Below are 18237 nucleotides of genomic sequence, written 5' to 3'. Positions count from 1 at the left end.
GAAACACAATATCATATATATTGGTGGTGGTGTAGGATTTGCGAGTAAAACGTTATACTATCAACGTCATAACTATACAATCGCTAAACAAAAAACTTTTAATATTTTGAAAAAAAGGCATAAAAATCCTTATGCCAAAATGAGAAGAATACCTCGAAATGTCCCAATCGTTTTAAAAGGAACGGTAAATCTAGCCAAAAATGAGTATTATCAACAAGGTATGTGTCAAATTAGTTTCAATCAAAAATAGTATGTGGGGGTGTTAATTTTGAAAGTCTTATTTAGTCCTATAGGTAATACAGACCCATGGAATCACAATTATGATGGTGCAATGTTACATATTGTAAGACACTATATGCCTGAGTATGTTTACTTGTATTTTACAGAAAGTATTTGGGAAGGCACTGAACGTATACCTGGTCGAAAAACTTTTGATTGGGAAGCGATTGTTCAGTCTGTATCTCCTACAACAAAGGTAAAACTTATTATAGAAAATATTGTGCATGAGCACGATTTTGATAGCTATAAAGAAACCTTTCACGAACATATTCAAAAAATTAGATATAGACATGATGAACCAGAAATATTGCTTAATGTTACGAGTGGAACGCCACAAATGGAATCGACTTTATGTTTAGAATATATTACATATCCAGAGCAAAAGGTGTGTATTCAAGTTGCGGCCCCTGACCCGTCGAACAATGGAGTACGCCATTTTGCGAATCCTAGTCATCAAATGGAAGAATTGATAGAAGTTAGTCAAAGGGAAAAGAGTGCACCTGCAAGATCTAAACCGATTAATATTATTAGTTTTAGAGAGGCAATGCTACGTTCTCAGTTGAAAGAACTTATTAAACACTATGATTATGAAGCTGCGTATCACGTTATTAGTGAACATTCAGAATTGAGGAATAGTCATATATTACAGGAAGAATTATTAGCATTAACAAAGCAAATTAAAACGCATACTGTATTTCCTGAACTTATTGAGAAGTATACAAATAAGGATTTACAGAAAGTCTTGTTACATTATTTACTATTAAGTATGAGATATAAGCGACATGACGTTGCGGAAACACTCATTCGAGTGAAATCTATTGCTGAGTACATCCTTCGTTATTATATTGATCAAAAATGGCCAAGTTTCATCATAGATAAAAAAGGTAAACCGTATATTAATCACAATGGAGCAAAGCAATCAGCACAAATTGGTAAATACAAATTATATTTGCAACAGCAAGGTAAAAACATTGATGCTAAATATACAGTGAGTTTACCAGCATATATTGATATCATAGCTGCAATTGACCAAAAATCACCAATTTTGAATGCATCTCAATCCATCATGAATATTAATGATTTAAGAAACTCCATTGCGCATCAATTAGAGCCACTTAAACTAGAAAGTAAGAAAAACATGGAAAAAATAAAAAAAGCAGTAGAAGCGATTCCTGAAATGATATCACACTCGTTTCCTGATATAAAAAAAGAAGATTTTGATTTTCTAGAATATAAAAATGAAAAACTTATAGGGTTGTTATAATGAATAAAATAACAGTTAACTTAAAAATACCATCTACTATGCGCGCTTCTTATATGGGAAGTGTTCTCCATGGTGCCTTAATGGATCAATTTTCCGATGATTTGGCCACTATATTACATCACGAATCTGCTTATAGTCCGTTGAAACAACGTATTTATATCAATGATAAGCAACAGCTTTTATGGGAGATTGTAAGTTTGTCTCAACAATTAACAGAGGAGTTATTGATGCTATTTGGTCAAGAAAAAAGGTTGTATTTAAAGCGTTATAAGGCATTTGTTGATTTCATGTCTTTCACAGTAGAAAAAATAGATATAAAAGAGATGATGAATCAGTATTTAAATCAGCAGGAACTTAGTCGTTTTATAAAATTACAGATTCAGACACCTATGTCATTTAAGTCAAATGGAACATATATGATATTTCCTGATATAAATAGTCTTTTTAGAAGTATAATGATGCAGTTCGACACGTTTTTTGATGCATACCAAATGTATGATTATGATACATTACAATATTTAAATAATCATATCCATATTGTTGACTACCGCCTAAAAACAACACGATTTCATTTGGAAAAAGTTAAAATCCCATCATTTATTGGTGAGATTACTTTAAAGGTTAATGGACCGCTTCCTGTATTGCAATTGAGTCATTTTCTATTGAACTTCGGGGCATTCAGTGGTGTAGGAATAAAAACGAGTCTGGGAATGGGAAAATATAGTATTGTCGAATCTAGAACTGAACAAAATAGCCGGAAAAATAAACAGTCGTAACATATAGAGATACGACTGTTTATTTATGCATTTCGCTATGAATCCAATAGAATAACGAAGTAAGAAGGAGGTCGTGTCATGCAAGGGCGTAATGATTTTATAGAGAGATTACTTGAAAGTGCGGGCATTGAAGTGGTAATGCGTGTGTTAGATGTAGGTTGTGCGAGTGGAAGTGATGATTCAAACGTCTAACAATAATGATCTACAATGGTTGACGAAATGGATGTTACTCTGTATGGAAAAACATGACGTGGTGAGTGAAGAATTAACAATGATAAGGTCATAAGTAATATGTGGAGGCGTCACAGGTAAAACTGTGGCAGATACAGAAATAATATAAAGTGTTGACGCTGTGTCATAGATTAAACTGATTTCAATAAAAAGTATAAAACATACAGAATTATTGATAAAATATAAATGAATATTAAGACAATTCTGGAGGTTTTCTAATGGGGGAATTAGTGAGAAATACACTGTCAGCTTGGTCATTGTTAGAAACATTACAACCGGGCACCATTGAAGATGTCAAAGCGTATTTAAATAAAGAGATTTTTATACAAAATGAACAACAAAAGAAAGTACACGATTTCACTTCATATTATACGATATGGGAAGATCAAAGGTTTCAATTAAAAGAAGACTTGAAACGCAAAAGTAAAATCCAGTTTCAAATGTATCGATTTAATTTTAAATTTGGAGAAGTTGAAAAGTTATTGCGCAGTATGTTCAATGATGAAGAAGTGTATAACGTCGATCAAACAGACTGTTATGGTTATACATTTATGGTAGATGATAAAGGAAACGTACTTATTGAAACATTGCATGTGCCGATGTTGATGAGCGCACTTGCACAAATTAAACAAAATAAAGGCGCAGATATTGAAGCAATATATTATGATCATTTCGAAAAATTTAAACATAAATGTGAAGAAGTACTTGGCAACAATCCATTAGATAAGGAAAAGATAATACAGTTAGATGAATTATATCGTCATTTTTTTGAAGTTTTAGTATCCGAACGATCAGGATATTTCAATCATGCGGTTGCAATACATCACATCGAAAATGACAAACAGAATAATGATTTGAATAGTTTCTATATTTCAGACTTGGAAATGGCGAAAAACAATCCGAATGAGACGTTAAAGCAGTATATCCATGGTATAAATGATAACGATAGAAATGTTATTGATGAAAATAGAGCGTTGATTGAACACTATTTAGAACCTCAAAATTATCCTGATGGTCGGTGGCCGTCTCTAGTTGAACATAGGCTGTCATTGATGCAGCAAGTAGCTGTCAATCAAATTACAAGTAATGTCAATCAAGTCAGTTCCGTGAATGGTCCACCTGGTACGGGTAAAACGACATTACTTAAAGATATTTTTGCACATTATATTGTTGAAAGAGCGAAAACCTTTGCTGAATTATCACGTCCTACTGATGCTTTTGTATATAAGAAAATTCATGAAACTGACCAATATGCGACGGCTTTTCTGAATCATCAACATACATTGTTCAAAATGGTTGTGGCTTCAAGTAACAACGGAGCTGTCGAAAATATTTCTAAAGATTTGCCAAAACTGTCTGAAATCATAAGGAATGGAGAAAATACACAATTTCCTCATTATGAAGCAGCATATCAAAATACAGCTCAGCAATTAGTATTGTTTAAGGACATAGCTGAAAGGTTGATAGGAGAACCAGCTTGGGGATTGTTTTCAGGTGTATTTGGTAAAAAGGCAAATATTGATAAAGTAATGGCACAAATGCTGTCAGATAGTGAAAGTCAACCGTTGAATAAGTTGTTAATTGAAACTTTGAATACGACTGAAATAAATAAAGAGTGGAAAGCAGCTAAAGCAAACTTCGAAAAAACATTAGCACAAGTGAAATTATTGAAAGAAGAAATTTCGCAAGGTGTCCAGCTTTATAAAAATATGCAACAGCAAGCCCAGCAATGTCAAAATGATATTCATTTACGAGATGAATATCAGACAAAAATCAATCAATTTGAAAGTGTTGAAAATCTTGAAAATGATAGAATAGCTATCGTTAAACAGATTGAGAAGATAGAAAGTGATAAAGCGGATATCGAACAGTTGATTCAAGCGATGAAATCAAACATGTCTTTAATGGAAAAGGTTAAAAATAGATTTTCTGGTAATGAAAAAGTTGAAGCCTATCGAACTGAAATTGAAGCACTATTGATGAAAAAGGTTGCGTTGAATAAGCAAAAAGCAGCTATAGATGAAGCTATAAATGAATCCAAACAGTTGTTTGAAAGTCTACAGGAAGAAAAAAATCAAGTTGAAGCACGATTGAAAGGTTATGAATTATCTAGAGAGGCTTATTCGACATTTCTAGAAGAACATCCCGATATTCATATGCCAAGTGATGATTTTTGGGAAGATACCAATGAGGCATATCAAGCAAGACAAGAAAAAGTTTTATGGACTTCTGATGAACTACAATTTCATCGGGGCATGTTGTTTTTAAATGCGATGGTGTTACATAAGTTGATTTTAGTAGGTAATGCCAAACAAATTCAATCCGGTCTTTATGATTTTCAAAGGCGTTTTGAATATATGGTGACATCACCTAGTAAAGTAGAAAATGCATGGAATGTGATCCATCTTGTTTTCCCTGTGATTAGTACTACCTTTGCGAGTTTTAGAATGATGTATCAAACGATGCCTAAAGATTTTATCGACTATCTTTTTATCGACGAGGCGGGTCAAGCTGTTCCTCAAGCAGCAGTAGGTGCAATTCAACGTTCAAGACATATTGTAGCAGTAGGAGATCCAATACAAATTGAACCGGTAGTTACGCTCGACAAAAATTTAGTTGATTTAGTGAGAAAAGCTTATGATGTGCCTGAAAGACTTGTAAGTGTAGAGGCTTCTGTACAGACACTTTCTGATTATGCCAATCGTTATGGTTATTGGAAAGAGACCCAAAGTCATAAACAATGGATAGGTATACCGTTATGGGTACATAGAAGGTGTTTGAATCCTATGTTTACAATCTGTAATAAGATAGCATATGAAGAAAAAATGGTGCTACCTCAGTATATTAAAAACAATGAACAAAAAGGTGTGATAGGCAAAGTATCATGGTTAGATGTTAAAGGAAAAGCGAATCCAAAGCAATATGTCAAAGCGCAAGGGGAAGCAGTCGTTTCTGCTCTGTGTCAAGATTGGGAAGAAGCATTAAAGAAAAGCCAAAATCCACCGAGTGTTTTTGTAATATCACCATTTACTCAAGTAAAAAATGAAGTGATTAAATTAGCTCGAATCAAATTAGCTATGCAAATCCCTAAAGAGATAGGTGTTTCAGAATGGTTAACGGCATCAATTGGAACAGTGCATACTTTTCAAGGTAAAGAAGCAGCTAAAGTGTATTTTGTGACAGGTACAGACGAAACACAAAATGGTGCAATTAAATGGTCATGTCAAAAACCAAATTTAATCAATGTGGCTGTAACACGTGCAAAGAAGGAATTTATTATTGTCGGGGATAAAACGCGTATCAGTGAATTTGAATATTATAAGACAATCGATGAAGAGAAAAATGCATAAGCAATGAAATAAACAGTCGTAGCTTCAAGTGTTACGACTGTTTATTGATGTTCTTTTATGATTAAGAAAAGTTGATCAAATTGTGCGGACTTTAAGTGAGAAAACACCCATTCACGCTCCATACAGCATCGTCTAATCACAAAACTCGAAAATGACTGTATCATACAGTACAATCGATGTTGTATTAAAGAGGAGGTCGTGTCATGCAAGGTCGAAATGATTTTATAAAGAGATTGCTTGAAAATGTGGGTATTGAAGCGGGGATGCGTGTGTTGGATGTAGGTTGTGCGACAGGTGAAGTGACACAGCTTGTTGCAAAACTCGTGGGTGATACAGGTGAGGTCATCGGTGTAGATATGAATCAGGACCTGCTTAATATTGCGGAAAAAGAAAACGAGTCAGCGAACGTGCAATTTTTGAATGCGGACCTTTATCAGTTATCTGCATCACTCGGACAGTTCGATGTGATTGTGGGACGAAGAATTCTGATGTATTTACCGGATGTTCCTCAAAGTTTGGCAATATTGAAAGAACACTTAAAACCTCAAGGCATCATGTGTTTTCAAGAAAGTGATGCGATTAATGGCGGTGTTGGCGCGGCGGCGTTACCGGAACATCAACAAGCCATTCAACGTGTGTGGTCAACGGTTCAACAAGAAGGTGGCGATATTCATATTGGACAGAAATTGTATAACTTATTTCTACAAACAGGTATGACCGAGATTCATGTGAATGCAGAAGCGATGATTCAAACGTCTGACAACAACGATTTACAATGGTTGACGGAAATGATGTTACCACGGATGCGAAAACATGGCGTGGTGAGCGAAGAATTTTCACTGGAAGCATGGAAACAACAGATGCAGCAAGAAGCCAAGAGTCATGATGCGGCATTTATACGTGACATGGCTTATGGTGTCTATGGACGGAAATGATCTAACTATTGAATGAAAAAACGAGCAGCTGTGGGGGCAACTGCTCGTTTTTTTCATTATTCTGCATGTGGTTGCTCATCTTTACGTAGCATGACTACACCGATAAAGAGGAGTGCAGCAATCACTAATAAAATAGCTGAAATGTAAAAAGCAATCACTTTTGAACCTGTCATATCTCCAATGAGTCCAGTTAACCAAGGTGCAACGACAGAAGAAGACATGCCGAAAAAGTTAAACATGCCAAGTGCTTTTGCAACAACATCTTCTTTCACTGAATCAGACACGTACGTAATGAGCACAGGGTCAATCGCTAATTTACCGAGTAAGCCATAAAGAATGAGTGCGATATAGAGTACAATCGGTGTAGGTGAGAAAACTGTTAAGCTAATTGTAATAGCAGCTGCAAAAAGCAAAATCACAATCAAATTTAGTCGTTGATGTGCATTTTTATCAATGTATTTTGAAAAGAGTAGTGCCCCTGGGACAGCTGTAATAGCGACAATCGCTGCGACATAACCAACAGACGATTGCTCAAAGTTTTTTTCGGCAACTAAGAATGATGGTAACCAAGTCACAATCATGTAGTATCCGTAACATGTCGCGAAATAGACGAAATAGATGACGAGTTGCTTTGGTGCAAACAAGTTTGTATGCTGTGTTGATGTCGAAACAGTAGTAGGGTGTGCTTTGACTTGTTGTGGCATCGTTTGCGCTTTGTCGTTTTTAATAAAGAGAATAAAGACAACTGTAACTGCTAAAATAACAATGCCAGTCATAAAGAGCATATAGTTCCATTGGATATTCAGTCCGCCTACTAACACGGATGAGCCTACTAATCCGATAATCATCCCTAAAGCTGAGCCACTGTTAATGATGGCGTTAGAGAAGCTCTTTTTATCTTTCGGTGTGTATTTGGCTGAAAGTGAAAAAGCAGCACCATAATAAGAACCGGTAGAAATCCCCGCAACTAATGCCCCTAAATAAACTTGAGTCAGTGTATGTGCAGTTCCGATGATAAAGGCTGCAATCGCAAATCCTAAGAATGCTGGAATCAACACGCGCTTTTGGCCGAATTTATCGACAAGTGCGCCCGATGGAATTTGCATACCAGTATAAGCAAAGAAATATACACTTGCGACGAGCCCAATCTGAGAGTCGCTTACATTGCCGAGATCGCTTTGGATTTGCGGATAAATCGGCGTCAAAACAGTACGATAAATCCATATTGCAATCCAACCAAGGACAAGCGCTATAATAATCTTTTTATAATAGTTCGCGTCCGTCACCTGTTTGTTCATAATGATTCCCTCCTGATTTTTCTTTATTTCTAGTTTACGCGTATCTAGAGAGGGAATAATTGGTGAAATCTATAAAAAACACGTCTTTTTTTGTAACATTTAACAAATTTTACATAGCGATATGTTCAGATGTGTAAATAGCAATGCGGATATCTAATGAATTTTTAGGGTGTGTGACATCCATATTCAGCAATTCTTCACATTTTTTGATGCGGTATTTAACCGTATTCCGATGAATAAACAAAATATTAGCCGTCTGTGTAATGTCGCATTGATGTTCTACAAATGTTTTCAATGTTTTTTTCAATTCTTGATCTTTAGGGTTGTCTGGATAGGCTAATGGACCTAAAGTATATGTGACAAATGGACGTAACTTATCAGTAGGTACCAGTTGGAGTAGTTCTTCAACATTTTTTGATTTATATGTGTTCAAAAACTCTTTTTCCTCTTTTTCAACGTACGTATCATAAATGTCATTGGCTTCTACAAAAGACATCGGGATTTGTTTGAAGTCTGTGACCTCGTGACCAATACCAAACGAAATCGTACTGTCAAAGTGCTTTTGATATTCCTTTTGTAAAAATCGACAATAGTCTAAATAGTATGTGTGTCTTTTTTGTAGTAAAATCGCAAATTTATTTTGATCATTGAGTCCAAAGACACTAATATCGTTATCCAATTCTGTCATCATGCTATAAAGCCAATCAAATGTGAGTTGATGACGTTCTGATAAATAAATACTATTTTCGATACCTTCTTCTTTGTCGACACCACAAATGATGACTTGATAATAATTAGAATGCTTTAGGTTATAACGACTGAAAAATTCTGGATTCATTCTCATATCAATAGGTTCTGGATCTTTGCTGTACATCAAAGAAGTGAAAAATTGGCTGCTTTCATGTTGTTCGGTTGCTCGAATTTTACTATTTTTATAAATTGCAAAGCTGAGTGTATTGATAGCTTGTTCTAATGCTAAATGACTAAAAGGATAACTTAACGTATATGCCTTTGAAATGAGCAAATAGTATGGAAAATATTTGAAAGCAGGGACCTCTAAAACGACATATTCGCGTTGGAAATCATGATCGTTTTTTAATTCTTGCTTCAGGTACGTATGGTGAAAAAACTTGAGTGCTTGTTGTGTAGCCCTCTGATCATTTTCAAAATGTCCCCCTTTTGATTCAACTAAGTGAAACGGATTGATTAACAGGACAGGCACTTTCAATATTTTAGACATTTGATGAATCATGGTAGAAACGGGATACTCGTTAATGAGCATACGATTCATTTTTTGTTGAATATCTAAAGCGTAGTATAGTTTTTCTGTTTCTTCATCAAGAATAAAGGATGAAATATGATGTGTAAGCGGTCCGAGTTTCCAATGTGAAGGAATCTCAATCAATGGAAAGTTCAATTCATTCGCAAAATCTATAACTTCTTGATCTAATTTTTGTAAAAAGCGAGATAATTTGATTGCGAGCCCTGCTATAGGAACATGATGAAGTTCACGGATAAAGTCAATGAGCGCACGTTGATTATTTTGGAAACTCATCCCTGTTGTTAAGAGTAGCGCATTTGCTGTTGTATAGTTCATGACGTCAGGTGTTTCAGTAATATCAACACTTTCTACAACGCGATTTAAATCGGCCTCATCATTCAAAACTGATAACCCCGAAAATTGTTCCACCTTTAAAATGTCCGCTAAAGTTGCCATGGACACACCACCTTTGTATAAAATAACTAAAAAAATATTTGTTTATGTCAAAAGTGACAAAGAATATTCATTGCTTCAATAGTACACTAATTTTTGAAAGATTTGTATACAATCTTGAAAACTTCATAAAAGGGGGATCATCATGGCTTTGCATCAGTATGACCCAACATTCTATGAGCAACGTGGTTACAATAAAGATATTATGCCCAAAGGCCCTGAGCAAAGAGATACTTCAGCCTTTAACTTTTTCACATTGTGGATGGGTGCGGTGCATAATATTCCGAACTATGCAGCTGTAGGTGGTTTTTTAATACTCGGTCTTTCGCCGCTACAAGTCATGTTTGCACTCGTTATCAGTTCATTTTTAATTGGGATTTTACTTGCAGTGAATGGCTATGCCGGTTCCAAATACGGAATTCCATTTGCGATTCATTTGCGGTTAACTTATGGTGACATCGGTGCAAAACTACCTGGAATTTTACGTGGTGTTATTGCAGGGATCGCATGGTTTGGCTTACAAACTTTTGCCGGCTCTGTTGCATTGATTATCGTATTAAACAAAATTTTTCCTGGTTTTTCTGACATTGGCGGTGGACATAAATTTTTAGGTATTACGGTATCAGGATTTATCGCATTTATGCTCTTTTGGCTCATTAATTTTGCGATTGGATTTGGCGGTGGAAAAATCCTCAACAAATTCACAGCAGTGTTAAATCCACTCATTTATATCATTTTTGGTGGAATGACAATTTGGGGAATCAAAGCAGGTGGCGGTTTTTCCAACATTTTAAATTATGAGTTGTCAACAAACGGTAGTACAGCTTATCCAGTATTGTTAGGCTTTTTTATCGTATTTAACTCATTGCTTGCTGTATGGGCTGCACCTGGTGCGAGTGTTGCAGATTTTACTCAACGCGCAAAATCTACGAAAGCACAAATTATTGGTCAGATATCTGGTGTCGTTGTGGCACATGTGTTATTCGCGTTTTCAAGTATTTGTATTCTTATCGGTGGTTCGATTTATTATGGCAAACAAGAATGGAATATTTTAAACATTATTGAGCGATGGGATAGTAACATTGCGATCATATTTGCTGTAGGGATTTTGTTAATGACAACGATTTCTACCAATGCGACAAGTAACATTATTCCAGCCGGCTATCAAATTAGTGCGCTTTTCCCTAAGAAAATTACATACCGTAAAGGTGTTGTTATTGCAGGGATTGTCAGTATCTTAATTATGCCGTGGAAGATGATGGAAAATAATGATAGTATTTTTCTTTTCTTAAATATGATTGGCGCTATTTTAGGTCCGGTCGCAGGGGTTATGGTTTTTCATTTCTATGTTGTCGCTAAGAAAAAAATTAACTTAGAGAAACTCTATTTTGATATGAATGATGTTTCGAAAAGTGTTCAGCGTTTTAATATGAGTGCTTATGTTGCAACGATTATCGGTGTAATTGTTTCATCTTTGGGCTTCATACCACAACTTGGTATTATCGGACAATTATCATGGTTTATAGGTTTCTTTATTGCGGGTCTTTGTTATCTTGCACTTAATCAAATGTTAAGAAGAAAAGGTGATTATGATGAAATTTGATTCAATTATTAAAAACGGTCGTGTTATTTTACAAGATGGAGAAGCAAATGTAGAAATTGGAATTAAAGACGGTGTGATTGCGGCAATTGGGCAAGAATTGGGAGATGCTGATACTGTGATTGATGCTCAAGGTCATATCGTATCACCAGGTATGGTTGATGCACATGTTCATATTACAGAGCCAGGTGGAGGCTATCGTGATGAATGGGAAGGTTATGAAACAGGCACACGCGCATCTGCAAAAGGTGGCGTGACAACAATTGTTGAAATGCCACTCAACCAAGTACCTGCGACAGTAGATCATGAATCAATTCAAGCTAAATTTGATGCTGGTAAAGGCAAGTTATCTGTCGATGTTGCAAGCTATGGTGGCTTAGTCCCATTCAACTTAAATGGTGGTATTCAAGAGTTGGATCAAGACGGTGTTGTTGCATATAAATGCTTTGTAGCAACATGTGGTGATCGTTCAATTGATGGCGACTTTATGAATGTAGATGACTATTCATTATATGAAGGTATGAAACAAATTGCTAAAACTGGCAAAATTTTATCTATCCATGCTGAAAATGCAGCGATTACAGATGTGTTAGGTCAACAAGCATATGAAAATGGTGAAACAACTTTAGCTGCATATGTGGATTCACGTCCTGTATTTACAGAAGTTGAACCGATTCGAAAAATTATTTTATTTGCGAAAGAAACAGGTTGTCGTGTGCATATTGTACATGTTGCTTGTGAAGAAGGCGTAGAAGAAGTGAAAAAAGCACAGGCAGAAGGTGTAGACATCACTTGTGAAACATGTACACATTACCTCTATTTTTACAAAGAAGAGTTGGATGAGATTGGACCAGTTGTGAAATGTTCACCACCAATTCGTGAAAAATCACGTTTAGAAGGTATGTGGCAACGTGTTTTAAATGGCGATATTTCGTTTGTAACATCTGACCATTCTCCATGTACACCTGACCTTAAAGATAAAGATAACGCATTTGAAGCATGGGGCGGAATCGCAGGCGTACAAAACAATGTGGATGTATTATTTGATGAAGGTGTCAATAAACGTCAAATGTCACTCCAACGCTTTGCAGAAATCATTGCACATAATCCAGCAAAACGATTTGGTTTAACAAATAAAGGAACAATCCAAGTTGGCAAAGATGCGGACTTTGTATTCATAGCACCGAATACATCTTACACATTACAAGCTGAAGACTTAGCGTATAGACACCAAATCAGCCCATATATTGGTCGTGAAATTGGTGCACGTGTTGTGAAAACAATCTTAAAAGGTCATGTGATTTATGACATTGAAAAGGGATTGAGCGATGAAAAATATGGTGAATTTATTTCATAATTAAGTTATAGAGAATAAGTAATAGCGCGGTGTGTAATCCGTTGAAATTTCAATGTGACGAGGTTTCAATTGGATCATGCACCGCGCTTTTGTTATGAACTGACTTGTGTGGTTTTATAGCTTAACTGAAGTGCTGTTTGTATGAGGACTTCAACACCTATACGTATTTGCGCATCTGTGACATTTTCATCGGGTGAATGGCTAATGCCCTTTTCACAAGGGATAAAAATCATACTTGTAGGACAACATTTTGCCAATTGCATCGCATCATGTCCAGCGCCGCTAAATAAATATTGATACGTGATTTCATTCGATTGACAAATAGATTCAATCATTTGACCAATCGGTTGAGATAGTTGTGTTGGCGTCTCCTCGGTAAGTGTGGTTAAAGTGTATTGAATATCGCGTTGTTGTGTCGTCGTTGCAATGGCTTGCTCAATGGCAGCAGCAGCTTCATCACGAGCTGTCGTATCGATACTGCGAAGATCAATGAACAAAGTCGCTTCACCTGGAATCGCGTTCATCGTATTAGGACGAATGTCGATATGCCCCACAGTGACAACTAGGCCGCTTTCTTGGTAGCGCTGTCCAATTGCTTCGATCTGTGTAATGATTTCAGCTGCACAAGTGAGTGCATCTTGTCGCATCATCATAGGTGTTGCACCTGAGTGACTTGTTACCCCTTGTAGTGTCAGTTTAAATCGTTGAGGTGCTGCGATATGTGTCACAATGCCAATATCAGTTGCCGTTTTTTCAAGAACAGGCCCTTGTTCAATGTGAAGCTCAACATAAGCTTTCGGTTGTGGTGCGGGTTTGCGGTCCACTGCTTGTGTTGTGACAGTTTCTTGTACCACTTCATATAAAGTCTTGCCATCTTGATCAGATAACTTTTTCATTTCTTCTGTTGAAAGATCCCCACAATAATAACGACTGCCGAGTGTGGCTACATTAAAGCGCGCAGATTCTTCACAAGTAAATGCAATGATTTCAATAGGATGATCGGTCTCAATCTGCTGATCATTTAAATAGCGTACAAATTCTAATGCGCCAACGACACCTAATAACCCATCATAGCGACCACCTTCTGGCACGGTATCGATATGTGAACCAATCAGGACAGGTGGCAAATCTGGATAGCGACCTTCACGTCTAGCGATAACATTGCCAATGCCATCAAAATACACCTGTAATCCTTCTTCTTGGCAGTACATAGAGAATTTGAGCGCTGCTAAACGTTCGTTGTGCGTGAAAGCAAGCCGATTAATCCCTTTCAAAGAGGTACTTAAGCCTAAATTATTAAAACTATTAAGGGTTTTTAATACACGAGTTAATTTCATATCAACACTCCTTTAATGTGATTGTTGTTGCCATAAAAATTGTGTCGCTTTTCGATAAATATTGATGTTATCTTGAGTAACTTGACGATCAAAATCGTGAGCGTGACTTGAAATCGTCTCCAAATGATGTTGTGGAATGTAGCGTGCCATTGTTTTGCTGTATTCAAAAGGGACATCGGGATCAAATGTACAGTGCGCAAGGAAAGTCGATGGTAATGCCTTAAGGTCTGAATGTTGAAGTTGGTATGCCTCGATGTGTTCGCCCATGCGATTTAACCAAATACCTCGATGTCTGTAATAAAGATAAAGCAAGTAGCGCATAGGTGTTTCTTCGTGTGATATTGGTTCGTTATGTGTCAATTCGCTTTCAAGGTTATCGGTAAGTAGTGAAGCGATATGGTGCTGATCGGATGGTAAACGATGAAATGCCGCGTGTTTAAAATCGTAATAGCCATAAAATAAAATCAGTCCATGTACTGGGCGAAGTGTAGCAAGTAAGCTAGCGAGATATGCGCCAGATGAACGTCCCATTACGTATATGGGGGCATTTTGTTGTTCAGATATATGATCATATGCTGCTGTGATATCTTCAACAATGTCTGTCAGTCTTGCCTCTGGAATAAAACGGTAAGGCACAGTAAATACGTTGAATGTGCCTCTTAAAATATCCATATAAGCTTCAGGTAAATCATCCATTTTTCCAAATACGAGACCCCCTCCGTGAATATAAAGCAGTGTGCCGAGAGGGGCATCACGCTTCGTTGTCGGATACCAACGGCCTGTATGTTTGAATGTTGTACCAAATGTCTCAAGCACAGATTTTTCAGTCATCGGATATGCTCCTTTTAAGTAATAATCTCCTAAATATATAGTACCTTACCAAATGATGATTGTATTTGTACGAAATGCATAAAATAGAGGTAAGATATTGTCTGTTACGTCAATGAAGAAGCGTCATATTATTTTTATAATGAAATATATAGATGAGTAAGGAGGACGTACAATGAACATACTTAGCGAGTTTGAAAAAATGGATCAACTTTTTACTTCTTTTGGGGGCCTTGAGCAAGGGGGCATTACACGTCTTTTATATTCAAAAGAATGGAAAGCAGCAGTCGATCAACTCATACAAATTTTCGAGCAAGAAGGTTTCGAAGTTCAAAAAGATGCTGTTGGAAACATTTCAGGTCGTTTGGTAGGTATGACGCATCCTGAAGAAACGGTGATGTCAGGTTCTCATATTGATACTGTCGTTGAAGGTGGGCATTTGGACGGGCAGTACGGTATTTTAGCAGCATTAATCGCAACAAAATATTTAAAAGAAAAATATGGTCAGCCAAAACGCTCAATTGAAGTGTTGTCATTGGCTGAAGAAGAAGGAAGTCGCTTTCCATTTACATTTTGGGGAAGTAAAAATTTCTTTAATCTCGCAGACAAAAAAGATGTTGAAACGATTGAAGATGCGGAAGGTGTTCGCTTTGTAGATGCAATGCATGAAGCGGGGTTTGACTTCCGTAAAGATAATAAAGTACGTGATGACATCAAAGCGTTTGTAGAAATTCATATCGAACAAGGGAAAGTACTTGAAGTTGAAGGCAAACAAATCGGTGTCGTTAATGGCATTGTAGGTCAAAAACGTTACACAGTTCGTTTGAAAGGTGAGGCGAACCATGCTGGCACAACACCAATGGGATTACGTCGAGATGCAGTTGTGGCCATTAGTGAAATTGTTCAAACACTGACAGCACGCGCTGAAGAAATTGGTGACCCACTTGTTTTAACATTTGGTCATGTGACACCAACACCAAATACAGTCAATGTCGTTCCAGGAGAAGTGGAATTTTCAGTAGATACACGTCATGTCGATCAGAAAATTTTAAATACATTTGCGGATGAAATTGAGAAAACCATTCGAAGTGTTGCAGAGCGAAATCAAATGGATGTTGACATTAATTTATGGATGGATGAAACGCCAACATTAATGAATGACACGATTATTGAAAAAGTACTTAATGCAGCAGAGAAGTTAGCTGATGGTAATTATAAAGTGATGCCATCAGGTGCTGGTCATGACTCGCAAATCTTTGCAAAACATGTACCAACTGGCATGATTTTTGTACCGTCTATTGATGGTATATCACATAACACCGCAGAAGAAACGAAAACAGAGGATTTAATTAAAGGAATTGAAGTATTAGCAGAGGTTTTATACCAGCTCGCATATTAAAAATAAACAATCATAAAGGAGTGTCATGTATGGGTTACTTAAACCATAATCAAGGATATAGAGAAGGTTTATTAGAAACGAGATCAGTCATTAAAAAGGATAATTACGCGGTGATCACACCAGATGGCGTCGTAAATAATGTTGTTCCAGGATTTGAAGGTTGCGATATTACAATTTTAGGATCACCAAGACTTGGTGCACGCTTTGTGGACTATCTCGTAACAGTTAAAAATAATGGTGGTAACAAACAAGGCTTTGCAGGTGATGGCGTGCAGTCATTTGTATATGTCGTATATGGTGAAATTACAGCCTATGCCGGAGATAAAGCGTATAGCTTAAAACAAGGTGGTTACCTCTATGTGCCGCCGCATTTAAAATTAACATTTGAAAATAATAATAATGGTGAAGATAGTCGACTTTTCTTATATAAAAAGCGTTATCAACCTATTGAAGGGCATTCACCAGAAATTGTATCTGGCAACGTTAATGATCTGAAACAAACGCCATATGAAGGTATGGATGAAGTCCTAATTCAAGATTTATTGCCTGCTGACATTGCATATGACATGAACATTCACATTTTATCATTCAAACCAGGTGCTTCACATGGCTATATTGAAACACATGTACAAGAGCACGGTGCTTATGTATTAAGTGGTCGTGGCATGTACAACTTAGACAATGACTGGTTACCTGTCGATAAAGGTGATTATATCTTTATGGGCGCATATGTGCCACAAGCGACATATGCGATTGGATTAGAGGAACCATTTGCTTATATTTATTCAAAAGATGCCAACAGAGATGTTGAAATTTAAGTAGGTGTGACTGACATGGAAAATGAAAATCTGACCTATGTAGAAGGTGAACAGCTACGTCAATTAATGAAAGAAAAGCTTGTTGCAGCGGGACTTCCCGTTGCACAAGCAGAAAAGTCAGCAGATTTATTAATTTTTGCAGATGAAAGAGGTATTCATTCGCACGGTGCGGTTCGAATGCGTTATTATGCAGAACGCATTGTGAAAAAAGGATATAATTTGGAACCGCAAATGAAATTTGAACAGACAGGACCAAGTACAGGTGTCTTTCATGGCGACAATGCCCTGGGACACTTTGTTGCTTATGAAGCCATGCAACATGCGATTACTTTAGCAAAAGAGAGCGGAATCGGTGCTGTTGGCATATACGAAATGGGACATAGTGGTGCGATCGGTTATTATGCTAAACAAGCCGCTGAAGCTGGAATGGTGGCATTGACGATGTGTCAATCTGATCCAATGGTCGTGCCTTATGGTGGGACAAAACCGTACTATGGGACAAATCCTATTGCATTTGCAACGCCGAGAGTCGATGAAACACCGGTTTTATTCGATATGGCAACAACGGTTCAAGCTTGGGGCAAAATTCTAGATGCACAAAGTAAAGGGCGTGCGATTCCAGATACTTGGGCTGTCGATGATAAAGGGCATCCAACAACAGACCCGAATGAGGTGAGCGCACTTTTACCTATGGCAGGCGCGAAAGGATATGGCTTAATGATGATGGTCGATATATTAGCCGGAAGTTTGTTAGGTTTGCCACATGGGATGCATGTTACATCCATGTATAAAGATTTATCCGAATATCGTCGATTAGGTCAATTTCATTTAGTGATTAATCCGAGTTTCTTTGGAGATCAGGATGCCTTTTTAAATAAAGTAGAACAAATGGTTAAAGAATTACATCAAATTCAGCCGGCAAAAGGTTTTGACAACGTGTATTATCCGGGTGAAATACAAGAAACAGTGGCAAAAACGTATGCACAATCAGGTATTCCAATTCCAACTGACATCGTGCAATATCTTGAGTCACCAACGCTATATTAAGCAA

At 36.9% G+C, this 18237-nt stretch carries 13 protein-coding genes and 2 pseudogenes; 11 read left to right on the top strand and 4 right to left on the bottom strand.

Annotated features, from left to right (window positions below; all coding sequences use genetic code 11):
- The 6 genes and pseudogenes from CD138_RS01375 to CD138_RS01350 form a co-directional block, all read left to right on the top strand.
- Positions 1-250 (top strand): annotated as a pseudogene (locus tag CD138_RS01375) (type III-A CRISPR-associated RAMP protein Csm5); the annotation flags it as partial.
- Positions 251-268: 18 nt separating this feature from the next.
- The gene (csm6, locus tag CD138_RS01370) at positions 269-1543 is read left to right on the top strand and encodes a type III-A CRISPR-associated CARF protein Csm6 (RefSeq protein ID WP_019168792.1); all 1275 of its coding nucleotides are present in this window, start codon (positions 269-271) and stop codon (positions 1541-1543) included.
- Positions 1543-2319: a CRISPR-associated endoribonuclease Cas6 gene (gene cas6 / locus CD138_RS01365; protein ID WP_019168793.1), complete on the top strand. Its 777-nt coding sequence runs from the start codon at positions 1543-1545 to the stop codon at positions 2317-2319. The genes csm6 and cas6 overlap by 1 nt, the downstream gene beginning before the upstream one ends.
- 78 nt (positions 2320-2397) lie before the next feature.
- A pseudogene (locus CD138_RS01360) lies at positions 2398-2490 on the top strand (50S rRNA methyltransferase); the annotation flags it as partial.
- A gap of 278 nt (positions 2491-2768) precedes the next feature.
- Positions 2769-5900 (top strand): AAA domain-containing protein, encoded by a 3132-nt coding sequence (locus CD138_RS01355; RefSeq protein ID WP_019168795.1) that lies wholly within the window; start codon positions 2769-2771, stop codon positions 5898-5900.
- Positions 5901-6103: 203 nt separating this feature from the next.
- Positions 6104-6835 carry a methyltransferase domain-containing protein gene (locus CD138_RS01350; protein ID WP_019168796.1) on the top strand — a complete coding sequence of 244 codons (732 nt, stop codon included), beginning with the start codon at positions 6104-6106 and terminating at the stop codon, positions 6833-6835.
- A gap of 56 nt (positions 6836-6891) precedes the next feature.
- Here the strand turns inward: CD138_RS01350 and CD138_RS01345 are convergent, their stop codons facing one another.
- Positions 6892-8133 carry an MFS transporter gene (locus CD138_RS01345; protein WP_019168797.1) on the bottom strand — a complete coding sequence of 414 codons (1242 nt, stop codon included), beginning with the start codon at positions 8131-8133 and terminating at the stop codon, positions 6892-6894.
- A gap of 109 nt (positions 8134-8242) precedes the next feature.
- On the bottom strand, positions 8243-9850 hold the full coding sequence (locus CD138_RS01340; protein ID WP_019168798.1) for a PucR family transcriptional regulator: 1608 nt from the start codon (positions 9848-9850) through the stop codon (positions 8243-8245).
- Positions 9851-9992: 142 nt separating this feature from the next.
- On the opposite strand from CD138_RS01340, the gene allW reads away from it, so the two are divergent.
- Complete coding sequence (gene allW / locus CD138_RS01335) at positions 9993-11450, top strand: allantoin permease (RefSeq protein WP_019168799.1); 1458 nt, start codon at positions 9993-9995, stop codon at positions 11448-11450.
- A complete protein-coding gene (gene allB / locus CD138_RS01330; protein ID WP_019168800.1) occupies positions 11440-12804 on the top strand; it encodes an allantoinase AllB in 1365 nt (454 codons plus the stop codon). Before allW ends, allB begins: the two co-directional genes overlap by 11 nt.
- A 92-nt stretch (positions 12805-12896) precedes the next feature.
- Here allB and CD138_RS01325 read toward each other — a convergent pair whose 3' ends face one another.
- Both CD138_RS01325 and CD138_RS01320 read right to left on the bottom strand, forming a co-directional pair.
- Positions 12897-14141, bottom strand: coding sequence for a M20 family metallo-hydrolase (locus tag CD138_RS01325; RefSeq protein ID WP_019168801.1), 1245 nt, complete (start codon positions 14139-14141; stop codon positions 12897-12899).
- A 12-nt stretch (positions 14142-14153) separates the two neighbouring features.
- Positions 14154-14972 (bottom strand): alpha/beta hydrolase, encoded by an 819-nt coding sequence (locus tag CD138_RS01320; protein WP_019168802.1) that lies wholly within the window; start codon positions 14970-14972, stop codon positions 14154-14156.
- Positions 14973-15144: 172 nt separating this feature from the next.
- Between CD138_RS01320 and allC the strand changes: the two genes are divergently transcribed.
- Genes allC through allD form a run of 3 tightly spaced genes read left to right on the top strand, consistent with a single transcriptional unit; the run spans position 15145 to position 18233 of the window.
- Positions 15145-16368: an allantoate deiminase gene (gene allC / locus CD138_RS01315; RefSeq protein WP_019168803.1), complete on the top strand. Its 1224-nt coding sequence runs from the start codon at positions 15145-15147 to the stop codon at positions 16366-16368.
- Positions 16369-16397: 29 nt separating this feature from the next.
- Positions 16398-17186 (top strand): (S)-ureidoglycine aminohydrolase, encoded by a 789-nt coding sequence (gene allE / locus CD138_RS01310; RefSeq protein WP_019168804.1) that lies wholly within the window; start codon positions 16398-16400, stop codon positions 17184-17186.
- A gap of 15 nt (positions 17187-17201) precedes the next feature.
- Positions 17202-18233, top strand: coding sequence for an ureidoglycolate dehydrogenase (allD, locus tag CD138_RS01305; RefSeq protein ID WP_019168805.1), 1032 nt, complete (start codon positions 17202-17204; stop codon positions 18231-18233).
- Positions 18234-18237: the final 4 nt, after the last annotated feature.

The sequence above is a fragment of the Staphylococcus intermedius NCTC 11048 genome (assembly GCF_002902385.1).
Taxonomy (GTDB): domain Bacteria; phylum Bacillota; class Bacilli; order Staphylococcales; family Staphylococcaceae; genus Staphylococcus; species Staphylococcus intermedius.
The sequence above is the reverse complement of the archived record's forward strand: the minus strand, read 5'-3'. Positions and strand labels throughout refer to the sequence as shown.

What these genes read in the sequence shown, in the direction of transcription:
- allE (WP_019168804.1), top strand. Translation starts at nt 16,398, where the DNA reads ATGGGTTACTTAAACCATAATCAAGGATATAGAGAAGGTTTATTAGAA.
- allC (WP_019168803.1), top strand. Translation starts at nt 15,145, where the DNA reads ATGAACATACTTAGCGAGTTTGAAAAAATGGATCAACTTTTTACTTCT.
- CD138_RS01350 (WP_019168796.1), top strand. Translation starts at nt 6,104, where the DNA reads ATGCAAGGTCGAAATGATTTTATAAAGAGATTGCTTGAAAATGTGGGT.
- CD138_RS01345 (WP_019168797.1), bottom strand. Translation starts at nt 8,133, where the DNA reads ATGAACAAACAGGTGACGGACGCGAACTATTATAAAAAGATTATTATA.
- CD138_RS01355 (WP_019168795.1), top strand. Translation starts at nt 2,769, where the DNA reads ATGGGGGAATTAGTGAGAAATACACTGTCAGCTTGGTCATTGTTAGAA.
- CD138_RS01325 (WP_019168801.1), bottom strand. Translation starts at nt 14,141, where the DNA reads ATGAAATTAACTCGTGTATTAAAAACCCTTAATAGTTTTAATAATTTA.
- CD138_RS01340 (WP_019168798.1), bottom strand. Translation starts at nt 9,850, where the DNA reads ATGGCAACTTTAGCGGACATTTTAAAGGTGGAACAATTTTCGGGGTTA.
- allD (WP_019168805.1), top strand. Translation starts at nt 17,202, where the DNA reads ATGGAAAATGAAAATCTGACCTATGTAGAAGGTGAACAGCTACGTCAA.
- cas6 (WP_019168793.1), top strand. Translation starts at nt 1,543, where the DNA reads ATGAATAAAATAACAGTTAACTTAAAAATACCATCTACTATGCGCGCT.
- allW (WP_019168799.1), top strand. Translation starts at nt 9,993, where the DNA reads ATGGCTTTGCATCAGTATGACCCAACATTCTATGAGCAACGTGGTTAC.
- allB (WP_019168800.1), top strand. Translation starts at nt 11,440, where the DNA reads ATGAAATTTGATTCAATTATTAAAAACGGTCGTGTTATTTTACAAGAT.
- CD138_RS01320 (WP_019168802.1), bottom strand. Translation starts at nt 14,972, where the DNA reads ATGACTGAAAAATCTGTGCTTGAGACATTTGGTACAACATTCAAACAT.